Source organism: Vibrio sp. Vb2131 (genome assembly GCF_033338535.1).
Lineage (GTDB): Bacteria > Pseudomonadota > Gammaproteobacteria > Enterobacterales > Vibrionaceae > Vibrio > Vibrio alginolyticus.
This window is the reverse complement of sequence record NZ_JAWOSW010000022.1, coordinates 26,405-48,708: the sequence shown is the minus strand read 5'-3', so window position 1 is coordinate 48,708 and position 22,304 is coordinate 26,405. Positions and strand designations below refer to the sequence as shown.

The window sequence follows — 22,304 nt, the reverse complement described above, 5'->3', positions numbered from 1 at the left end:
GGCTAGGATTTTTAACTCCTGACTTTAAATAGCGAATTATCATGCTCAAAGGATATTTCTCGATAGGTGCTTGCATTCTGGCAAGCCTATTTGCGCCGCTTACTAATGCGCAGACTCCAACCCCAGAACAAATTCAGATGTTTCAGAACTTACCTGCTGACCAGCAACAAGCATTGGCGAGTAAGTATGGTATCTCTATTCCTTCCGGCGTTTCTTCTCAGCCAAGTAGTTATCAAAACCCTCAAGTGATTGAGCAACGCTCGGCTGCTAGTAGTACTGTTGAGGCAAAAGCTAGCGACTCAGAAGACTCAGAAAAAGGTGAACAAGGTTTAAAGCGTTTTGGTCTAGATTTGTTTGCGGGTTCACCGACGACGTTTGCACCAATTAGTGATGTACCTGTGCCTGCAGACTACACGGTAGGAGCTGGTGATGAAATCGTTATCCAACTTTTTGGTAAAGAGAACACAACGCATCGTCTTCGTGTTAATCGTGCAGGCATCATCAACTTCCCTTCCCTTGGTCCTGTTCAAGTGGCCGGCATGACATTCTCTGATGTGCGTGATTCTCTAAACCAACGAGTAAAAGAGCAAATGATTGGTGTGCGCAGCGACATTTCGCTAGGTGAAATGCGCACCATGCAAGTTTTTGTTATGGGTGATGCGTACAAACCAGGTGCTTACACAGTTAGTGCACTAACCACAATCTCTCAAGCGATTTACTACAGTGGTGGCTTTAATGAGAGTGGTGCCCTGCGTAACGTGCAACTTAAGCGTAATGGTCAGGTAATTCGTAAACTGGATATGTACGACTTATTACTAAAAGGCGACGCTCGTAACGATGTACGCTTAATGCCGGGAGACGTAGTATTTATTGGCTCGGTGGCACAAACCGTTTCAGTTGATGGTGAAGTTAACCGCCCTGCGATTTATGAAGTCAAACCGGGTGAAACTTACAAACAATTAATTCAAATGGCGGGTGGTTTTACTGCCAACGCCTTCTTTGAACAAATCAACATAAAACGCTACGGCACTGAAGGTAGCCGAGAAGCATTAACGCTGAACTTTATTAATTCCCAAGGCCAACAAGCGAAAGTTAAAGTGGGTGATGAAGTCAACGTATTGAAGAAAAGCGAAGAGCTGACTCGCTATGTTCAAATAGAAGGTGACGTGCGCCATCCTGGTTTTGTTGAATGGAATAATGGGTTACGTATCGCAGACCTTTTTAACTCCGTTGACTCTTCTTTTAACTCAACAGCAGACGTTAATTACGCCGTAATCGTACGGGAAATTAATCCTCAACGAGATATTGAAGTTCATCAAGTTAACCTTGCCAAAGCAATTTTATCGCCAGGCAGTAAAGACAACCTGCAATTAAAATCTCGTGACCGAGTGCTGGTCTTTAACCGTTTTAATAATGAAGACTTAGATAATTTTGCTGAAGAAGATGTTGTTGCAAAAGCCAAAACACTTGAGGAAGCCCAAGCTCAAGCACAACAAGATCTACAACAAGAGCAAGAAGTCTTGAACTCTCCAGTTGCTGTGGCTTCGGTGGATAGCAAATCAAAAGCGAATGCTAATAAAACCAAGATGATTTTCCGTGGTAAAGAAATCACGCGAGAAGATTTTGAAGCACTTAAGCAAAACACTCGTCGTACTTTGCTAGCACCAGTGCTGTTACAACTGCAACAACAGTCTCGTTTGGGCCTAGCACCACAAATCGCAGAGATATTCGGCGAAGTAAAACACCCTGGCCGTTACCCAATTACACCAAGAATGACGGTTTCTACGCTGGTTGAAGCAGCAGGTGGACTGACTTACAACGCCTTTACCATCAATGCCGAACTGGCGCGAACTGTTATCAATAACGTCGATGAGCGCGCTTATGTTGATGTGGAACGTATCGATCTACGTAAAGCGGTTCAGGGTAGTACTACGGACGACGCGATTATTGCAGGTCGTGACCGTTTAAACATTTTAGAAAAGCCAAATGTTAAGTTGCAAAGCACAGTAACACTACAAGGTGAAGTTCGCTTCCCTGGTACTTACACAGTGAGTCAGGGTGAGACACTAGGACAACTACTGGAAAGAGCTGGTGGTTTGACTGAGTTTGCACATCCGCAAGGTGCAATATTTACACGTGAAGCACTACGCCTACAAGAGCAGAAGCTACTCAACGAGTACGCTGCTGATATGCGTGCAGAAACTGCGAAGAAAACCTTCCGCGCCGACAGCAACTTAGGTTCAGTTATTTCTGACCCAGAGAAAACCCTGAAGTTTGTTGAAGAAGCAAGCCGCAGTAAAGCACTTGGCCGTATGGTGGTTCAGTTAGATCGTATCACCAAAGGTGAGCGTTCTACCGACTTTATGCTAGAAGATGGCGACTTCTTATTCGTTCCAACCTTCCGCAATACCGTATCCATCATGGGCGAAGTTCAGGTTCCTATTACCTATCTGCTAGATAGTAAGCTGGATGTGGATGATTACCTAAACAAAGCGGGCGGCGCGAAAAAACAAGCGGACGAAGACCGCATCTTCGTTGTACGTGCAGATGGCTCTGTGTACAAACCAACATCAGGCTACTGGTTTGGTAATAATAATGAAGAACTCAGTGCAGGCGATACCATTGTTGTACCAATAGATACCGATTACCGCGATGCTCTAAGCACCTGGACCGCCGCAACGCAAATCCTGTATCAAACAGGTGTAGCGATAAATGCGCTTAAGTAAAGGTTATAGGGCCTAGAATCCTAGGTCCTAGGAAACCCAAAGATTTGGAAGTGGATGATGCGACAGCTTGCTTTTGAAAAACTCGAAGTTTGGAAACGTAGTTGTCGCTTGTCTTGTGAGTTATATAAAGAACTAGATAGTTGTAAGAACTACGGCTTTAAAGATCAACTGACCAGAAGTGCACTTTCAATCGCATCTAACATTGCTGAAGGGGAAGAGCGAGAAACAGCAAACGAGTCCGCAAGGTTTCTTTATATTGCAAAAGGCTCCGCTGGCGAAGCAATAACCCAACTTTACATCGGCATAGAAGCAGGCTTTATAGAAAAACAAAAAGGCCTAGCCCTAATCAACGAAACCAAAGAAATATCAGCAATGCTAGCCGCCCTTATAAGACGCAGAAAAGGCTCAGTCCGCGAACCTTCAGCACTATACGAATAAATGAACTCAGGGTGTTTTCTAGAATTCTAGGCTCCTGACTCTAACATTTTTAACCAATCCTACCCCTAGCCCCTAGCTTAACCCCTAGGATCTAGGACCTAGGACCCTAGGACCTAAACAATCCATGGAACAAAATAAACCTCAACATCACGAGTACTTACCATATCCCCCGAAAACCTCCGCGATCGCTGATGATGAAATCGATCTGCGCGAACTGTTTAAAGCGATTTGGAAAGGCAAGTGGGTCATCATCGCCACAACATTTGTATTTGCCGTGGCTTCAGTTCTTTATGCCCTAAGCCTTCCAAATATTTACAAAGCCGATGCTTTATTAGCACCTGCAGAAAGCTCAAGCGGAGGCGGCTTATCAAAAATGGCTGGCCAGCTTGGTGGGTTAGCAGCACTCGCTGGGGTTAATCTTGGTGGCGGCGAAACTTCGCAAACCGATCTTGCAGTCCAAGTCATGAAGTCTCGCCAGTTTGTCGACGCATACATCAATAAACATGACTTGCTAGTACCGTTAATGGCAGCAAAAGACTGGGATTTATCTAATAACCAATTAGTTTTAGATGAAGAACTATATGATCAGAATACTGGCAAGTGGTTACGCGAACCCGAAGGTCTTCGCGGTGCAAAACCAACAGCGCAAGAGGCTTTTGAACGTTTCAGTAAAGATACCTTAAGTGTAAATCAAGACAAAGAAAGTGGCTTATACACGGTATCGGTGAAGCATTACTCCCCTTATATTGCTCAGCAATGGGTTAACTGGCTGATTGAAGATATCAACAAAGTCATGCGTGAGCGTACGATCGCGGAAACGTCTCAAAACTTAGCTTATTTGAATACTCAGCTACAGAAAACGGCCGTAGCTGATATGCAAAGCACGTTTTACAAGCTTATAGAAGAACAAACCAAAAGCTTAATGTTGGCAGAAGTTCAAGAAGAGTTTGTGTTTAAGACAGTCGATCCAGCTGTGGTTCCAGAATTTAAGGATGGGCCTAAACGCGCACTGATCTGTGTACTAGGTACATTACTGGGTGGAATGCTAGGTGTCGCAGTTGTGTTAGTACGATTTGCGTTTCGAAAGGATGAAGATATAGAGGACCTAGCATCCAGAGCCTAGGCTCTACAGAAGCCATTGGGGCGGGTTTAGGAAGCTAGGCTAAAACAAGCAATTACAATGAGATAGTGAAAATAGACTGTCTCAAAATGAATAAAAAGTGTCTCAGATAGTTTGAATGTCTGAGATGAAAAAGTGAAAATCAGCAGCGCCTTACAAGGCTCTGCTTTAACGTTGGTAGATAAAATGAAAATACTTGTGACTGGTGGCGCGGGCTTTATTGGTTCTGCGGTGGTGCGATACATCATAGAGAATACAGCTGACAGTGTCGTTAATGTAGACTGCTTAACCTATGCAGGTAATCTCGAATCACTGACAAGTGTTGACTCAAACTCTCGTTACACGTTTGAGCAAGTGAACATTTGTGATCGCGCAGAGCTTGACCGAGTATTTGCAACCCATAAGCCTGATGCGGTGATGCACCTCGCAGCAGAGTCGCACGTCGATCGTTCTATCACAGGCCCTGCTGCATTTATCGCAACCAACGTAGTTGGCACCTATACACTGTTAGAAGCAACTCGTGAATATTGGAATACACTCGATGAAAGCGAAAAGTCATCGTTTCGTTTCCATCACATCTCGACCGATGAGGTCTACGGCGATCTGCCGCATCCAGACGAAGTGCCTGAAGGCACAGAGCTTCCGATGTTTCTTGAAACCACATCGTACGAGCCATCGAGCCCATACTCTGCCTCAAAAGCCTCCAGTGACCATTTAGTGAGAGCATGGCTTCGTACCTACGGTTTACCAACCATGGTGACCAACTGCTCAAACAATTATGGTCCCTACCATTTCCCAGAGAAATTAATCCCGCTAGTTATTCTCAATGCCCTTGAAGGTAAAGATCTTCCTATCTACGGCAAAGGCGATCAAATCCGTGATTGGCTGTTTGTCGAAGACCATGCTCGCGCGCTGTATAAAGTTGTGACGCAAGGGCAAGTGGGTGAGACCTATAACATAGGCGGTCACAATGAGAAGAAAAACATCGAAGTGGTGCACACGATTTGTGAAATTTTGGACACGCTCGTGCCAAAAGAAACGCCATATGCCGAGCAAATTACTTACGTTCAAGACCGTCCAGGCCACGATCGCCGATATGCGATTGACTCAAGTAAGATGCAAGAAGAGCTAGGCTGGACACCTGAAGAGACGTTTGATACAGGTCTTAGAAAAACCGTGCAATGGTATTTGGATAATTCAGCTTGGTGTCAGAATGTGCAAGATGGCAGCTATAAACGTGAGCGTCTAGGTGTAGTTATAGGTGAGGAAAAAAAATGAAAGGTATTGTATTAGCGGGTGGTTCGGGTACACGTCTTTACCCTTTGACTCGTGGGACATCTAAGCAACTACTTCCAGTTTATGACAAACCAATGATTTATTACCCGATATCGACTCTAATGCTCGCGGGAATCAGAGATATTCTTATTATTACAACCCCTGAGGACAATGAATGCTTTAAACGTTTATTAGGTGACGGTTCTGATTTCGGTATTAACCTTGAATATGCTATTCAGCCAAGCCCAGATGGGCTAGCCCAAGCCTTTATTATTGGCGAAGAATTTATTGGCAATGACTCAGTATGCTTAGTACTTGGGGATAACATTTTTTATGGGCAATCATTTAGTCCTAAACTCAAAGCGGCCGCTAATAGGAATGATGGTGCAACGGTCTTTGGGTATCAAGTGAAAGATCCAGAGCGTTTTGGTGTCGTTGAATTTGATGAAAACCTAAAAGCAATATCAATCGAAGAAAAACCTACCATACCTAGGTCAAATTACGCGGTCACAGGCCTATATTTTTACGATAACAACGTAATCAAGCTTGCGAAACAGGTCAAGCCTTCTGAGCGTGGGGAGCTTGAGATAACTTGTCTCAATGAAGTATATCTAAAACAAGGCAATCTAAATGTCGAGATGTTAGGTCGAGGCTTTGCTTGGCTGGATACGGGCACACATGAAAGCTTATTGGAAGCTGCCCAATTCATTGAAACCGTAGAAAAAAGGCAGGGGTTCAAAATTGCGTGTTTAGAGGAAATTGCTTTTAATAATGGCTGGTTGAAAGCCACTGCTTTAGAGCGTGTAGCGTTGAAAATGAAAAATAATGAATATGGCAAATACCTGTTTAGCTTGTTGGAGAATTCATAATGTTGCCAGTAAATAAACCGTATTTACCTGAAATTGAAAAATATAAGTCTTATATAGATAGAATTTTTAAATCAAATCACTTAACTAATAGTGGCCCACTAGTTCAAGAGTTAGAATCCAAACTTTCGGATAGATTTGGCGTGAAACATGCAATTTGTGTTGCTAATGGCAGTTTAGCTCTCCAAATCTTGTATAAAGCAATGAATTTAGAAGGGGATGTGATCACTACTCCTTTCAGTTTTGCTGCCACTACTAGCACAATGACCTGGGAAGGATTGAAGCCTGTGTTTTGTGATATCGATAGTGAGTCGTTAAACATAAATGCGGATAAGATCGAGGAATTAATAACTGAACGTACTTCAGCAATAGTCCCTGTGCATGTATTTGGAAATCCATGTGATGTTGAAAAAATTGCTCAACTGTCAGCAAAGCACAATATTAAAGTCATTTACGATGCAGCGCATGCTTTTGACATTGAATATGATGGAAAAAGCATACTGAATTATGGCGATGCAAGCACTATCAGTTTTCATGCAACCAAAATATTTCACACTATTGAAGGAGGTGCAGTCTTTACTAATTGCGATAGATTGGCAAAAGACGTTAGGAACTTAATAAATTTTGGTATAGTTGAAGGTGGTGAACTTTTAGGTGTAGGTACCAATGCAAAAATGAATGAGTTCGAGGCAGCGATGGGGTTGTGTATACTCGATGATATCGGAGAAATTATCGAGAAAAGAAAAGAACTAGTTACTTTCTATCATAGCAAGCTTGAGGGGCTGTCAAACATATCACTCCAAAAGAGTTCACAATCGCTCTTTTCATATATGCCAGTAATACTAGATTCGGAGGAGGTTCTGCTCCGAACAATGAGCTTACTAAAAGAAAATGATATATTCGCACGTAGGTATTTTTATCCATCGTTGAATCAAGCTCTATTTGGCATGTCGAAGGACAAAGTGCCCAATGCTGAATCCATATCATGCAGAATAATGTGTTTACCCTTATTTTTTTCACTAAATAAAAATGAAATAACTATGGTTACGAATATTATTGAGGAAGCATTGAAATGAAGGTTGCCGTAATTACTGACAATCCGGGGATTTACCAAAGCTTTGCGGAAATAGCACAAAAGCATGATTTAAAGGGCGTAGTGTACTCTTATTATTGCAACGAACAATCAAAAAAACTATTTTCTGATGATGTTCAAATTCTGGATGTTAAGTCAAATTATACTTTTCTTATTTATAATTATGATTTGGTCGTTTCGTGCCATTGTAAAAAAATATTTCCTAAGCAACTAGTGAATTCTGTCAGGTGTATCAATATTCATCCGGGATTAAATCCATTTAATAGAGGTTGGTTCCCACAGGTTTTCGCAATCAATAACGGCATGCCACATGGCGCTACTATCCATGAAATGGATGAAGAAATAGATCATGGAAAGATTATAGCTCAAAAAGAAGTAACAATTTATGAGTCAGATACATCCAAAAGTGTATATGATAGGGTTGTTACAGCAGAGGTCGAACTTCTAGATTTACATTTTGAAGAAATTATTAAAAATAACTATGTAGCGAGACCTATGTTGAATGAAGGAAACTACAATTCTATGGAAGACTTTCGAAATCTTTGTAAGATAGATATGCAAAGAGTTGGTACATTCAAGGAGTTTTACAATTTGTTAAGATCTTTGACGCACCCTCCATACTCTAACGCTTACTTTATCAATGATGAAGGTCACAGGGTGAAAATTTCAATAGAGACATCAGAGGAAGATAAATAGTGCTTTTACATGTGTCTTATGATGATAAATTCGTTGATATGTCAATAAGGCAATTTAGTGAAGTATCAAGTATTCCACAGCTCCTAGTAGTTATATCTGGTTCGGCACAATTAAAATATGTTAAATCTCCAGCAGATGTGATAAGTGTTAATCAACTAAATAACTACATAAGAAAATCAATGGGGAAGCATGAGATAACAGCCGTGATCTTTCACTCCTTGAGACCATATAAATTAAAATTACCTTCCAGTTTAGTTAAGGTATGGATTGGTATGGGGTTCGATTATTACGACTATATCAACATACCGCTATACTCAAATCGCACGAAAAAGCTGCTTAGAGACAAAGTGAGTGGGAGTAAAATAAAGAGCTTTATTCTTAATAGAAGAAAAAAAAGGCTTGCAAAGGATATGGACATATTTTGTCCAGTTATCCAGGAAGAGTACGAGTTGTTAAAAGATAAGGTTGATATAAATAAAACTATAGATTGGAATTACGGTTATCTATCTGACTGGATTGGTAGTGATAATATTGATAACCCAATTAACATTGGGGATGAAAATTTATTGTTGGTAGGGAATAGTGCAGACCCATCTAACAATCATATAGATGTTATAGAAGATGTCGCTAACAGTTTATATAAAGACCAACAGTTGATAGTTCCTGTAAGCTACGGCTCTCAGGAGTACCTTTGTCGACTGGAAAAAGAAATTAGCAACTACCATATAGTTAATAGAGTTAAGTTAATAAAGACCTTTATGAGCATAGACAGATATACAGAAATGCTAATGGATTGCAAGTATGCGATAATGAATCATTATCGTCAGCAAGCTCTAGGGAATATTATAACTCTTCTTTACTTTGGCAAAACAGTATATTTGCGTTCTGATAATCCTTTATATGCTTATCTGAGAAGGTTAGGAGTAATCATAAAGGATGTTGAGGATGTTGCGAATAAAGGTTTTGCTTCTATAAGCCTAGATAATGCTATTTCTAATAGAGCTATAATTTCAAGATTATACAGCAAAGACTATGTTGATAATAAGTCAAGAAATCTCCTGAATGAAATCAAGAAAATTAGTGCTACAAAACGGTGAATGTATTTTTGCTGTCAACCTTGTTATTAAGGCATTTGTGCAAGTAGCACAATTAGTCATACTTGCAAGGTTTCTAACCCCAGAAGAATTAGGTATTATTGCTATATTGGTGATGGTGTCTGGGTTAGCTCAAACATTATCCGACAGCGGACTATCGTCAGCTATTATCTATGACAAGCATGATAGTTGTAGGTCGAGCGTTTTGAACTTCTCTGTGATTCTCGGTGTTATACTAGTATTTGCAACGCTGTTGTTGGTTGAGTTGTTTAGTATAAATAATATTAATTCGAAATATATTGACCCGTTTAGACTCTTTTCCCTTATTTTTTTATTTAGGAGTGTGTCTGGTGTCATTCTGTCTTACCTGCAGAAAGATTTAAAATTTAAACTACTTGCTAAAGTAGAACTAATTTCTAGCTTATTGTACATTTCTTGCGTGCTGCTTTTTATATTGTCTGGTTATGGTGTCTCGGGTTATATATATTCGCAGTATGTATTGGCTTTAACTACTCTTCTAATTTCACTTATCTACTCTAAAGGTTGGTTAAAATTCTATAAGATGGAAGTGAATCTGATAAAGATGAGAACAATGATAAGTTATGGTAGTTATCAGCTTTTAGATAGTTTAGTTAACTATGTTAGTTCTCAGATAGACCAATTTATTATAGCTTCGAATTATGGTGTCAAAAGTTTAGGTATATATTCAAACGTAAGGAATTTGGTATTCAGACCATCTATGCTCATAGTGAATCCGATTATTAACAAGGTAGTATTCCCTAAATTGTGTGTGTCTGACGAGGATAAGAGCCGGAGTGAGCAGTTTATAAGTATATTTTCATTTCTCGCGGTGACAAATGTTTTAATTTACATGAACTTCGCACTCAATTCAGAGTTTGTGATTTCAATTGTATTTGGCGAAAGTTGGAGATCTTATTCTTCATTGCTTACACTATTAGCTATATATATGTTTATTATATCTGTTGGTGTACCCTCCGGTTTGATGCTTAAAGTTTTGGGTAAAGTCAATATATCGTTATATTGGAATATTTTTGTTACCATTGTGAGGCTGGTTAGTCTGTTTATTTTGTCCGAGTTTGAAATTGAAGTTATGATTGCTGGGATGATTGCGGTACAAATTATTGTTTTCGTGTTGAATACGAAATTTGTTTTGAATAACTATTTGTCTTTTAGTTTTAGTTTTGTTATCTACAAGTTTATTAAGCCAATGCTTGTGTTTAGTGTTTGTTGGGTTATTGTTCGAACTGTTATTGATTCAATACCTATTGGACAGTTTTTTTCGAACTGTCTAGTGGTGGTAATTTCTTCACTTATTTATATCTATTGCAATAGATATATGTTGAAAAGCCTTTTGGTCTCTGAAGTAAGTTAGGTCTATATGAATTTTATTGAGGTTGGTAGTGTTTCAAAAGAAGACGAGTTTGTCGAGTTTAATGGATATGCTACATACGAAGGTCAGGTCGTCGATCATGTTCTAATTTCTGAGGTGATGAAATCCAAAACTTCCATTTGTGATTTTGCTCGAAATTTGAATGGTGTTTATAGTTTAGTTTATAAGAAGTCAATGTCTGACAGTTTATACGTGTTTACTGACAGATTAGGCATTAGCCCATTTTATATTGCAACTTTACCTAACGGAATAATGCTCGCAAGAAAAGTGAGTGCCTTTAGAGGTTTTGATTGCTTAACAATAGATAAAGACGCTATTTTGGAATATATAAGGACCGGGCATTATGTTGAGAACAAAACAATGTTTTCGGAAGTTAAAAGATGCTATCCAGCTACTATATATGAGTGTGATATTGAGAGTAAGACGGTATTGAAAGAAACGAGTTACTGGTCCTGGAGGGAGATTAAAAAAAAGCCTGTTCGTTTCGAGGAAGCAGTAGATAGAGTATATGAATTGTTTACCGAATCAGTAGCACGATGTATAAGTCAACTATCTGATAGTGACAGTTTATCTATCATGTTAAGTGGAGGGCTCGATTCGCGAGTGATTTATGCTGAATCGAGGAAACAACACAAAAAACCGATTGCTACTTACACTTTCGGAAAGAAAGGTTGTTCAGATTTTGGCTGTATTGACAAGTTAAGTAGTAAATTTGATATTGATACGAACTATGTATATATCGACTCTCATAACTGGCAGGATGGAAGAGATGATTGCATCCTATCTAGTGACGGTATGTTTAATTATTATCATATGCATGCGGCTTGCATTATAGAAAAAATGTCCAATAAATCCACACATGTTATGAACGGATTTATTGGTGATGTCATCATGGGCGGAAGTTATTTAAACAATACGCTTAATGAAAACGTTGATATTGAATATGTTCACGATAAGTTTGGTGATTGTAATAAATACAACTTTTTAGAGGACGATTTTTTTTCCTTTGAGTGTGTTGACCCATATCAGATATATTTGCGGGGTACTAGGTTTGTCGCGTCTGGTTCGGAAATACTCGAAGAAAAAATCATAAATCTCAAACCTTTCGTCGATTATGAGTTAATGGATTTCATTTACTCTTTACCAGATGAGTTTCGATACAGGTCGAGTTTGTACTCTGTAATGTTGAGAAAGTACTACCCAGAGTACTTTGATAGTGTTGAATGGGTTAATACTGGTAAAGTTGTTTCAAACTCAAGGTTGAAATATCCCAAGGCCAAGAGCTTTGTTTTAAAGAAAATTTCTCCATTAAAGTCACGAATAAAAAAAATCTTATCTAAGTCTAAAGGTGAATCATATCAGGGATATAGCCAATGGATGAGAAATGGTGATTTTGTAGACAAAGTAGAACGTCTAGTAGACAAAGGAATATCATTTTACGGTGTTTGGATTTTCACTTCTGATGAGCTAAGGTCTACTCTCTCTAGTTATTCTGACAGTAAATACCTCGAAATGCTAGGTTGTATTTATACTACAGAAAGATTTTTGAATTACTGCGAGGCTAACTAATGAAAACAGTGGCAATTATTATACCTACTTACAGAGACTGGGACAGGCTTAGACTTTGTTTGAATTCTATTGATAGAATGAGTTATCCAAAAGAAAATATTAGTGTTTTTGTTGTTAATAATGATGTGGATAGTAATTGTCCCTTTCCTTTGCCAAATAATGTAGTGCTTTTGGAAGAGCCTAAACCTGGGTCTTACAGTGCAAGAAATAAGGCTTTAGAGCAGGTTAAAAATAATTTTAATTATATAGCTTTTACGGATTCAGATTGTATAGTAGATGAGAATTGGCTGACAAATGCCATTGAATTATTTGATTCCAACAGTCATGTGTCAAGAATTGGTGGCCGAATTGATATTTTTCCCCAAGGGGAGAAGGTTAATACATTTCTTTTGATTTATGAAAAAGCATTTGCATTTGATCAGCGCTACTATACCACACGTCAAAACATGGCCGCGACGGCAAATTTGGTTGTTCGCTCAGAAGTTTTCGATTCTGTTGGGGGTTTTAATGAAAAGCTACTTTCCGGAGGTGACTCTGAATGGGGGCAAAGAGCTGCAGCATGTGGCTTTAATATCATGTATGCTGACAATGTTGTTATACATCATCCTTCACGAGGAAGTTTCAGTGAGATAATAGTAAAAACAAGGCGAGAATCTGCGGGTCACTTGAGGAAAAATGGAAAAAAAGAGTTTTTTAACACACTTTTGGGTTTTGCTCCTCCCATAAAATCTGGTGTGAGATTATGTGGAAATTCTAGTTTAACTTGTTTTGAGAAATGTATAGCTTTCTTCATTCGTTATTATTTGCGATTGATTTCAACTTTTGAGAAGATTTTTGTTGGCCTATTTAATAAAAGCGAAGAAAGAAGATAATGGCTAAGAAAAGTATTTCATCTGGTCTTGTTGTCTTGTCAGTAATACCTCTTGGCCTATATTTAGGAAGAATGATTGTCTTTCATCTTTATGGGTTGTCTGATTTGGTTTCCACCAATGTACTTTGGGTCTCATTCTTTGATGCATTGTTGAGTAGTTTGGTCTTTTTGGTTTTTTTTTCTCGTAATGATGTTAATTTCCTACAAAAATCATGGCGGACAAAATTAGGCTCATTCTACAGATCTAGTATTTTACTTTGTGTTCAGTTGCTCTTCTTGGTTGTTACGTTATCTCAATCAGGCTCATTCATTTCTTTGATTATTGCCGGGTTTTCACGTCAAGAATTGGTTGATACTCTCGGGCAAACCCCTTTAATTCTGAGTGTAGCGGCAAAGTTCTTTGTCGCTACTGTTGTTTTAGTATGTATTTCATCAACCAATAAATTGGTTAGGTTTTTAGCTGTAATCGGTTTTGTGCTCGTAACTATTGTTTTTACCTCTAGAGCTAATATTTTAACTGTTCTTATTTTTGTATTGATTATCACATTCGTTGATTTTAACAGAAGACAATTTTTTAGGCTATTTATCTTCTCGGTTGTAATGGTTTCAATAGCACTTTTTGTCACTATTTTTGTACAGAATCGGGCTCTCGAATCAAACTTCATGGGTCCGATGAAGCCTTTGGAAGATTATTTTTTATATGGTGGTTATTCTTTCTACTTGGCAGAGTTTGCAATTAACTTCGCCTATGATAATGACAAATATTTGTTTCCTTTTTTTGGTTATGTTGGAGAGTTCTTTGGTAGAGAGTTTTTATTGATTGACAAAAGCTCTTTAGTAGATAGTGAGTTTGTTCTAAAATTTCGAGTGTTTTATAGTGATTATCGCCAACATTTCGCTAATGTAATATATCCATGGTGGGCATGGTTTTATGGGGCTTATGGTTTTTTAGGTTTGATTTTTAAATCTATTTTTGTTTATTCTTTGTTAGCCATCTCCTTCTGGTTGAAAAGTTTCCCTCTTGTTTTTGTTATGATTTATTGGGGTTTATTCACCACCGCTCTTTCGTTTCCTATAATAAGTTTGGATGGATTTTTTACTTTATTTTTTGTTGTTTTTATAGACTTGGTTGCTAGAGTTAAGATTACTAAAGGTTGATGTTGTATGAATATTAAAGTTGAAGGTGGCCACGAAAAGGCTGATGTGGCGGTTGTTATTCCAACACATGAACGTCCAGAGCTACTGAAAAGGTCTATGATGTCTGTTCTCAATCAAACATTGCTGCCATCAGAAATCATAGTAGCTGATGATACAGGTAGTTTGTTGACGCAAGATGTTGTAGAAACTTTTAGTCAGGATTATCCAAGTGTTGATATAATTTTTCTATCAAATTCTTCCTCTGGTGCTTCCAGTTCTAGAAATCTTGGAGCTCAATTTGCGCGGAGTTCGTATGTTGCATTTCTCGATGACGATGATATTTGGCTACCTAATAAACTTGAAGAGCAAATGTCAATGCTTGAAAAGCAAAATTTAGACGCTGTATTCTCACAACTAATAGTTAGATATGAGGGGCTTGGCATAGAATATGTTACAAAAACAAGCAATGTCGAAAACCCGCTGAAGTCGATTTGTACCGAAAACTATCTTGGTGCAACAATCTCATGTTTAGTTTGTAAACGTCTCTTTCTTGAGCTTGGGGGGTTTGATGTCAGCTTTCAGGCGAGGGAAGAGTATGATTTGTGGATTAGGATTATATGCTTCAATGCCAAAATAGGTGTTGTGGAGAAGCCATTAGCGATTTCTCATCGTTCTTTTGAAAGAAAGAGAATTTCTTCGGAATTGGTTCGTTATGAGCAGGGTGTTGATTTGCTGAACCGCAAACATAGAGACCTAGTAGACCGGTGCCTAACAAAAAAAGAACGCAGCCAACGCTCTTCAAAGCAATTTGATTTTTTAGCAGCGCAAGCGGTGTCTATTGGTAAACGATTGGGGTCTGCGAAATACTATTATAGTTCTTTTATTACTACACCTAAGTTTAGGACATTAGTCTTGATGCTCTTGAGTGTTTCCTCTCCCTTGTTTCTCATAAAATTACGTAGTCGAATGTGAAATTAGAACTAATCGCAGGCACTTTTGTCGAACAGAGAGCTCCTTCACTGCTGTGTCAAAGTTTCATTGTTTTAAATTTTTTATTGTAGGTGTTAGTTTGAGTAACTCATACAACCCGTTTGAACGCACTATTGCGCGTTTATTAGCAAGGGCGCCCTTTTTTAAGAATTTTGCTAAGGCCGCTTACTCTAGACTTGTTTATTTTCGTTCAAAAAAGGATTATGAATACGATTCAGATTTTGAAGTTATACCTCTTAACCGAGATAGAGATCGCGAAAGTTTCTTTGGCTACTTTGACAAATCTCCTGTTACAGACAACAACCACACGCTGGTTCACAGAAGCGGCTCTAGAACGGAGGAGTTGCCACAAGGAAATCAATCGATAGCAATTGTTATTATTGACTCCAATGGTAATGAACTCTTTGAGGTAAAAACTAGAGCGTTTAACTGGCAACAGGGCTCAAGGGCACATTGGCTTGATTCGGAACACTTCATCTTTAATGACTTTGATGATGAGATCCAGAAGTACATTAGTCGCGTTTTCTCAATTAAGACTCATAAAGAAGTCAAACGATTTGAACATGCTGTGCAAGACTCATTTAAGAGTGATTACTTCTTGTCCTTGAATTACCGTCGATTGATGGCGATGAGACCCGACTATGGGTATCGAAACCTTCCCCCCCTGAAGGAAGAGGAACTGCAGCAAACTGATAAAGATGGTATTTGGAAGGTTTCAATCGAATCGGGTCAAAGTGAACTATTACTATCTATTGATGATGTAAAGGCAATTGATCATCAGTCGAGCTTTAATAATGCCACCCATAAAGTAAACCATGTTAGCATTTCTCGCTCTGGTGAGCATTTTATATTCCTTCATCGTTATTTTGTAGGCAAGCGTCGTGTTGACCGATTAATGCTGTCTACGACTGATGGTAAAGAGGTCAAGACACTCGCTGCCCACGGGATGGTGAGTCACTGTTTTTGGGCGGATGATTCAACAATTTTGGGTTACCTGAGAGGGCCAGGCGAAAAAGATGCATATTGGCTGATCGATATTCATACTGGCAATATGACCCACTTTGCTAACGGTGTCTTAGATTCGTATGGCGATGGACACCCACATGTAGTTGGAGACTGGTTTATTACCGACACGTATCCAGATAAAGCCCGCATGCAGTATTTGATGCTGTGCAATTGGAAAACAGGTGAGGTTAAGCGTCTTGGCGAATTTTTCCATGGGTTTAATTTTAATGGCGAAACGCGTTGCGACTTGCACCCAAGAATGTCACCTGATGGCAACAGTGTGTTCTTCGACTCTGTGTTTTCGGGCAAGCGACAGCTTTATCACATCAGCTTAAATTAGGAGTAGTCTGCTAAGTATCACTCATCTGCAGATCGGCAGGTGGTGAACATAAGCTGATTAAGAAAGATGAATAAGATTTCAATATTGATGTCTCTCTATGATAAGGAGAGTCCTAATTTTTTGGCCCAGAGTTTGGAAAGTCTAGCCAAACAGACAAGACAACCAGACGAAGTCGTGATTGTTTTCGACGGTCCGGTAAATGATGCGCTGACTGAAGTTGTTGATGAGTTCTGCATCTTGTTGTCAATCATTAAGGTACAGTTGGCGACGAACTCAGGTCTGGCTATTGCGCTGAATGAAGGGTTGAAGTACTGCTCGGGGGATTTAGTCGCCCGAATGGATACTGATGACGTCTGTGCTGCTGAAAGGCTGGAAAAGCAAGAGCGTTATATTATATCAAATCAACTTGATATTGTTGGTACAGCAGCTTCAGTCATCGATTTTACTGGTGAAACAACGGGTGTAAGAGTTAACCCAGAGAGTCATGCTGATATTGTTAGGAAACTCTGGTGTAACCCCTTCATTCATCCGAGTGTTATGTTCGTCAAAGCAAGATTAGATGAGATAGGTGCCTATGACAACTCGTTGAGAAGGCGTCAAGACTATGAGCTTTGGTTTCGAGCAGCTAAGCATGGTTTAAGGTTTGGTAACCTTCAAGAGAAATTGATGGAGTACCGTTTTGATCAGCACACACTGCAGAAACAGTCACCGAAACTGGCTTGGAAGCAAGGCAAGATTGGATTTAAAGGGAGTATGTCTTGTAAATTGGGCTTGGTGAAGTCCTTAGTTTGCTTCGTCCCTTTTGTTCGCTCTTTGCTACCAATTGAGCTTCAAGTGAGACTGACCCAATTGATGAAGTCTTTTGACTCTCGCACAAAATAATAGCTTGAATATAGCTCTGACGTGTTCAGTAAAAATTGGAATTAAATATGAAATACTTGGTTACCGGCACAGCCGGGTTTATTGGCAGCGCCGTAGCTGAAAAGCTCCTCTCTTTTGGACATGGCGTCATCGGTATCGATAACATCAACGATTACTATGATGTCAAGTTAAAGCATGCAAGACTGAGAAGAATTCAAGCACCTGCATTTGAGTTTGTACAAATGGACATCGCTGATGGTGTCGCGCTGGAAGCTCTTTTTTCAGAGCACAAGTTTGACCGAGTTATTCATCTAGCAGCTCAAGCGGGCGTTCGTTATTCAATAGATAATCCACAAGCGTATGCAAGCTCTAATTTGGTTGGTCACTTGAATATCCTTGAAGCCTGCCGAAATCATAAGGTAGGCCATTTGGTTTACGCTTCCTCAAGTTCAGTTTATGGCCTGAATGAAAAAGTTCCATTCTCTACATCTGACTCTGTAGATCACCCAGTCTCACTTTATGCAGCGACGAAAAAATCTAATGAGTTGATGTCTCACAGTTATTCCCATCTGTACGACATTCCAACCACAGGGCTGCGCTTTTTCACGGTTTATGGTTCTTGGGGGCGTCCTGATATGGCTCCTTTTATCTTCGCTAAGAAGATATTTGACGGTGAAACAATCGACATTAATAACAATGGTGATATGTGGCGCGATTTCACGCATGTTTATGACATTGTTGAGGGTGTTGTGCGAATTGCAGATGCGGTTCCACAGCGAACTGATGACTGGAAAGTCGAAACGGGTGCGCCTGCATCGAGTTCTGCACCATACGCCGTTTATAACATTGGTCACGGCTCACCGGTGAACTTGATGGACTTTATTAAAGCACTTGAAGCTGAAATTGGCATTGAAGCTAAGAAAAACTTCAGAGAAATGCAGCCTGGAGACGTGTACCGAACTTATGCAGACACAACTGATTTATTCAAAGCGACAGGCTACAAGCCTCAGATTAACTTGGAAAATGGTGTTGCTGAGTTTATTGCATGGTACCGCGCTCACTATTCAGTTAAGTAGCTGTCCAATAAAAATGTTAATCAAAAATAGTTTTAACTGATGAATATATTACTGACCGGTAGTAGTGGCTTCGTGGGAAGTCACTTTTGTGGCGACACTAACATAAAACGTATTGTTGTACGTGAAAATGACAACTGTGACCATTGGGGGTGCGAGCAATATACGGTTGCTGCCCTTAATGGACAAACGGATTGGTCTGATGCTTTTAGTGGTATTGATGCGGTAATCCATCTTGCCGCGCTTGCTCATTCACGAACATTCACCAGGGATGATTATCAGCAGGTAAATGTAGATGGTGCGCTACATTTAGCGCAAAAAGCTGCATTGGCTGGAGTCAAAAGGTTTGTATTTGTGAGCTCGATTGGTGTGCATGGCGCGAATACTTATGAAGCTCCATTGACACCAGATAGCCCACTTCTACCCGATAATGATTATACGTACTCTAAGCTCTCCGCCGAACAAGGTTTGAAACAAATTGCAAACGAGACTGGGCTTGAACTCGTTATAGTCAGGCCAACTCTGGTGTATGGGGTAGATGCCCCGGGTAATTTCGGGTTGTTGAGTAAGCTCATAGCACGAGTTCCTGTTCTTCCATTTGGCACGATTAGTAATAAACGTGACTTTATCGCAGCACAGAACTTAGCTGACCTTCTTTTACGTTGTGCTACGCACCCAAACGCTAGTGATCAGGTGTTTTTAGCGAGTGAAGGCGAAACAGTATCGATAGGTGAGTTTACTAACCAAATTGCGCGAGGGTTGAATCGAAAAATCATTCAACTTCCAATTCCTGCCTGTTTGTTTCGGCTTGCTGGGCGATTGACTGGAAAAACACAACTTGTCGAACAGCTAGTTGGTAACCTACACGTAGATAATTCCAATTTGAAACAACTGTTGGACTGGACTCCTCCACTCTCGATGGAAGAGGCTATGTCGCAACTGAATAAAGGACGAAAATGATTCGTACAATAGACTTTTTGGCAGCATTTTTGGGTTTGCTGTTTCTATGGCCAGTTCTTCTGATTGTTGTCGTGTTGGGTATGTTTGATACTGGCTCACCGATATTTGTGCAGGAGCGAGTGGGGCGTAATAAGAAACCATTCAAGTTAATCAAATTTCGAACTATGTCAGTGGAAACGAAATCCGTGGCGAGTCACTTAGCCAATACTGCCTCGATTACAAAACTCGGAGCTTTTTTACGAAAAACCAAGATTGATGAGCTTCCACAATTGATTAATGTGGTTAAAGGGGAAATGAGCCTAGTCGGTCCGCGCCCAAACTTGTTTAATCAAGAAGAGTTAATTAACGAGCGTGATGCTTTAGGTGTTTACGATGCTTTGCCGGGTATTACCGGTTTGGCGCAGGTACAAAACATTGATATGTCGACACCGGAGCTGCTTGCCAAAACCGATAAACAAATGATTGATACTTTGACGCTCACGCATTACTTTAAGTATATCATTATGACCGCGACGGGCAGTGGTGCAGGGGATGCAGTCAAGTAACCGTTTCCTAATGGTACGTAGCCTTGGTGAAGGTGGCTGGTTGTGTGCTCTTTGCCATGGGGGGCAGCACGTTAGTGGGATGAATGTCTCACGGTGAGACACCAAAGGTCGTTTCATATGACTTTTTATCTACATTCTAATATCCCAATAGTAGGAACAACCTATACTCATTGAGGATCTCATCACCAGTTTGGTGAGCGAATATTTCATAAACTCAAATAATAAATACTATGCAACGTCTACAATTTCTTTGGCAGTTATCCCGCACCAATAAGCGCATTGTGAGTGTGTTGATTGATGTGGGTCTTATCTCGATTGCGTTTCACCTCTCTTTGCTGGTACGCATGGGCAATATTGAACACTTTACCAACCCGGTGGTATGGGGCATTTTTGTCGCGGTTGCCGTAGTGACTGTTGCGGTGTTTGCACGCCTTGGCTTGTATCGTGCAGTACTGCGTTATCTCACGTTTCAGGCCTTGTTTGTGGTCACTATGGGGGCGGTAGTCTCAGCGCTCTTGCTTGCTGCACTCAGTTTTTACACCAGCGATCCGTTTCCACGTACCGTGCCCATTATCTATGGGGCGTTTTTAGCGTTATTGTGTGGCGGCGCTCGCGTGATTGTTCGCTCTCTCGTGGCGCAAAGTTATGCGCACAAAAGTAAAGAAGTGTTGATTTACGGAGCAGGTTCGGGGGGGAGACAGCTCGCCATGGCGCTGCGTGGTTCGGGAGAGTATCGGGTTCGCGCTTTTATTGATGGCGATCCAACATTAACGAACACGGTCATTTTGGGGCTTCCCGTGCTTTCAATGTGCGATGTGATGACCACAGTCAATAAGCACGATATTTCCCAAGTCTTGCTCGCGGTGCCTGGAGCCAAGCGCTCCCGTCGAAAAGCTATCTTGGATGAGCTGGCTAAGCTGCCTGTTGAGGTGCGTACGGTGCCGGAGATGACCGATATTGTGTCCGGAAAGGCCAAAATTGATGAGCTCAAAGACGTCCCAATTGAAGATTTATTAGGCCGTGATCCGGTTGCGCCCCAGCAAGTGTTATTGGAAGCGAACATAAAAGACAAAGTGGTCATGGTGACTGGAGCCGGAGGCTCGATTGGATCTGAGTTATGTCGCCAAATTGTGATGCAGCAGCCAACGGCGATTGTGTTGTTTGAACTGTCGGAATTCGGTTTATACCAAATTGATAGAGAGTTGGGTCAGCTCAAAGAAGAGCATGGCTTACGTTGTGATATCATCCCGCTCTTAGGTTCTGTCCAGCGCGGGCATCGCCTGGAAACGGCAATGAAATCGTTCAAGGTACAAACGGTCTACCATGCGGCGGCTTATAAACACGTTCCTTTAGTGGAATATAACGTTGTGGAAGGCGTTCGCAATAACATCTACGGAACGTACCTTACGGCCTGCGCAGCAATTGAGGCGGGGGTGGAGTCTTTTGTACTCGTCTCGACGGATAAAGCTGTGCGTCCAACCAATGTGATGGGGACAACCAAGCGAATGGCTGAACTTGGACTTCAGGCTCTGGCGGAGCGTGAGAATAAAAAGTCCAATGGGACACGGTTTTGCATGGTTCGCTTTGGTAACGTATTAGGCTCATCCGGATCGGTGATCCCTTTGTTTAAAAAGCAAATCGCGAACGGTGGGCCTGTTACAGTAACTCATCCGGAGATCACGCGTTTCTTTATGACGATCCCCGAAGCAGCTCAGCTGGTCATTCAAGCTGGAGCCATGGGTAAGGGGGGCGACGTGTTCGTTTTAGACATGGGAGACTCGGTGAAGATTACCGATCTTGCAACCAATCTGATCCACCTTTCCGGTCTCGAAGTGAAGTCCAAGTCCAATCCTCATGGTGACATTGAAATTCTGTTTGCAGGTCTAAGACCTGGTGAGAAATTATACGAAGAACTGTTGATTGGCGACAACGTTAAGAACACCGCCCACGAGCGGATCATGACTGCCCATGAAGTTCACCTGCCGCTTGAAGACTATGAATCTTTGCTCGATAAACTGGACTTGGCTTGTCACGGGGTGGATCACGAGCGTATCCGTGAGCTTCTCCTGGAGGCACCTACTGGCTTCAATCCTACTGATGGGATTGGTGATTTAGTTTGGAACCAAAGCCAGAAGAGTCAGTTAAAGTTGGTGGCTCCAGCTGACACGAACAATATTGTCAATGCGTAGACTTGCATCAGTGGACTGTTTTTCGGAGTAACAGCAAGGGTGTAA

At 40.7% G+C, this 22,304-nt stretch carries 19 protein-coding genes; all 19 read left to right on the top strand.

Annotated elements, in window-relative coordinates:
• Positions 1 to 41 precede the first annotated feature (41 nt).
• The 19 genes from R7E38_RS19725 (at position 42) to R7E38_RS19635 (ending at position 22,259) form a co-directional block, all read left to right on the top strand.
• Positions 42 to 2,726 carry an SLBB domain-containing protein gene (locus tag R7E38_RS19725; protein WP_318082022.1) on the top strand — a complete coding sequence of 895 codons (2,685 nt, stop codon included), beginning with the start codon at positions 42 to 44 and terminating at the stop codon, positions 2,724 to 2,726.
• 57 nt (positions 2,727 to 2,783) lie between these two features.
• On the top strand, positions 2,784 to 3,164 hold the full coding sequence (locus R7E38_RS19720; protein ID WP_282150363.1) for a four helix bundle protein: 381 nt from the start codon (positions 2,784 to 2,786) through the stop codon (positions 3,162 to 3,164).
• Positions 3,165 to 3,288: 124 nt separating this feature from the next.
• Positions 3,289 to 4,287, top strand: a complete 999-nt coding sequence (locus R7E38_RS19715; protein ID WP_282150318.1) for a Wzz/FepE/Etk N-terminal domain-containing protein — start codon at positions 3,289 to 3,291, stop codon at positions 4,285 to 4,287.
• 183 nt (positions 4,288 to 4,470) lie between these two features.
• Positions 4,471 to 5,562, top strand: coding sequence for a dTDP-glucose 4,6-dehydratase (rfbB, locus tag R7E38_RS19710; RefSeq protein ID WP_318082020.1), 1,092 nt, complete (start codon positions 4,471 to 4,473; stop codon positions 5,560 to 5,562).
• A complete protein-coding gene (gene rfbA / locus R7E38_RS19705; RefSeq protein WP_318082019.1) occupies positions 5,559 to 6,428 on the top strand; it encodes a glucose-1-phosphate thymidylyltransferase RfbA in 870 nt (289 codons plus the stop codon). The genes rfbB and rfbA overlap by 4 nt, the downstream gene beginning before the upstream one ends.
• Complete coding sequence (locus R7E38_RS19700; RefSeq protein WP_318082018.1) at positions 6,428 to 7,501, top strand: DegT/DnrJ/EryC1/StrS family aminotransferase; 1,074 nt, start codon at positions 6,428 to 6,430, stop codon at positions 7,499 to 7,501. The genes rfbA and R7E38_RS19700 overlap by 1 nt, the downstream gene beginning before the upstream one ends.
• Positions 7,498 to 8,214: a dTDP-4-amino-4,6-dideoxyglucose formyltransferase gene (locus R7E38_RS19695; protein WP_318082016.1), complete on the top strand. Its 717-nt coding sequence runs from the start codon at positions 7,498 to 7,500 to the stop codon at positions 8,212 to 8,214. The genes R7E38_RS19700 and R7E38_RS19695 overlap by 4 nt, the downstream gene beginning before the upstream one ends.
• Complete coding sequence (locus tag R7E38_RS19690) at positions 8,214 to 9,311, top strand: TDP-N-acetylfucosamine:lipid II N-acetylfucosaminyltransferase (protein ID WP_318082014.1); 1,098 nt, start codon at positions 8,214 to 8,216, stop codon at positions 9,309 to 9,311. Before R7E38_RS19695 ends, R7E38_RS19690 begins: the two co-directional genes overlap by 1 nt.
• Complete coding sequence (locus R7E38_RS19685; protein ID WP_318082013.1) at positions 9,277 to 10,701, top strand: oligosaccharide flippase family protein; 1,425 nt, start codon at positions 9,277 to 9,279, stop codon at positions 10,699 to 10,701. The genes R7E38_RS19690 and R7E38_RS19685 overlap by 35 nt, the downstream gene beginning before the upstream one ends.
• Before the next feature lie 6 nt (positions 10,702 to 10,707).
• Positions 10,708 to 12,288: an asparagine synthase-related protein gene (locus tag R7E38_RS19680; RefSeq protein WP_318082012.1), complete on the top strand. Its 1,581-nt coding sequence runs from the start codon at positions 10,708 to 10,710 to the stop codon at positions 12,286 to 12,288.
• Positions 12,288 to 13,160 (top strand): glycosyltransferase family 2 protein, encoded by an 873-nt coding sequence (locus tag R7E38_RS19675; protein WP_318082010.1) that lies wholly within the window; start codon positions 12,288 to 12,290, stop codon positions 13,158 to 13,160. The genes R7E38_RS19680 and R7E38_RS19675 overlap by 1 nt, the downstream gene beginning before the upstream one ends.
• Entirely contained in the window at positions 13,160 to 14,317 is a 1,158-nt protein-coding gene (locus R7E38_RS19670) for an O-antigen polymerase (RefSeq protein ID WP_318082009.1), read from the top strand. The genes R7E38_RS19675 and R7E38_RS19670 overlap by 1 nt, the downstream gene beginning before the upstream one ends.
• A gap of 6 nt (positions 14,318 to 14,323) precedes the next feature.
• Positions 14,324 to 15,268 carry a glycosyltransferase family A protein gene (locus tag R7E38_RS19665; protein ID WP_318082007.1) on the top strand — a complete coding sequence of 315 codons (945 nt, stop codon included), beginning with the start codon at positions 14,324 to 14,326 and terminating at the stop codon, positions 15,266 to 15,268.
• Positions 15,269 to 15,365: 97 nt separating this feature from the next.
• Entirely contained in the window at positions 15,366 to 16,631 is a 1,266-nt protein-coding gene (locus tag R7E38_RS19660) for a glycosyl transferase (RefSeq protein ID WP_318082006.1), read from the top strand.
• Between the two features lie 66 nt (positions 16,632 to 16,697).
• Positions 16,698 to 17,513, top strand: coding sequence for a glycosyltransferase (locus R7E38_RS19655; RefSeq protein ID WP_318082005.1), 816 nt, complete (start codon positions 16,698 to 16,700; stop codon positions 17,511 to 17,513).
• Positions 17,514 to 17,560: 47 nt separating this feature from the next.
• Complete coding sequence (locus R7E38_RS19650) at positions 17,561 to 18,568, top strand: NAD-dependent epimerase (protein WP_318082004.1); 1,008 nt, start codon at positions 17,561 to 17,563, stop codon at positions 18,566 to 18,568.
• A 39-nt stretch (positions 18,569 to 18,607) separates the two neighbouring features.
• Entirely contained in the window at positions 18,608 to 19,525 is a 918-nt protein-coding gene (locus tag R7E38_RS19645; protein WP_318082002.1) for an NAD-dependent epimerase/dehydratase family protein, read from the top strand.
• Complete coding sequence (locus tag R7E38_RS19640) at positions 19,522 to 20,070, top strand: sugar transferase (protein WP_318082001.1); 549 nt, start codon at positions 19,522 to 19,524, stop codon at positions 20,068 to 20,070. Before R7E38_RS19645 ends, R7E38_RS19640 begins: the two co-directional genes overlap by 4 nt.
• 230 nt (positions 20,071 to 20,300) lie before the next feature.
• Positions 20,301 to 22,259 carry a nucleoside-diphosphate sugar epimerase/dehydratase gene (locus tag R7E38_RS19635; protein WP_318082000.1) on the top strand — a complete coding sequence of 653 codons (1,959 nt, stop codon included), beginning with the start codon at positions 20,301 to 20,303 and terminating at the stop codon, positions 22,257 to 22,259.
• Positions 22,260 to 22,304: the final 45 nt, after the last annotated feature.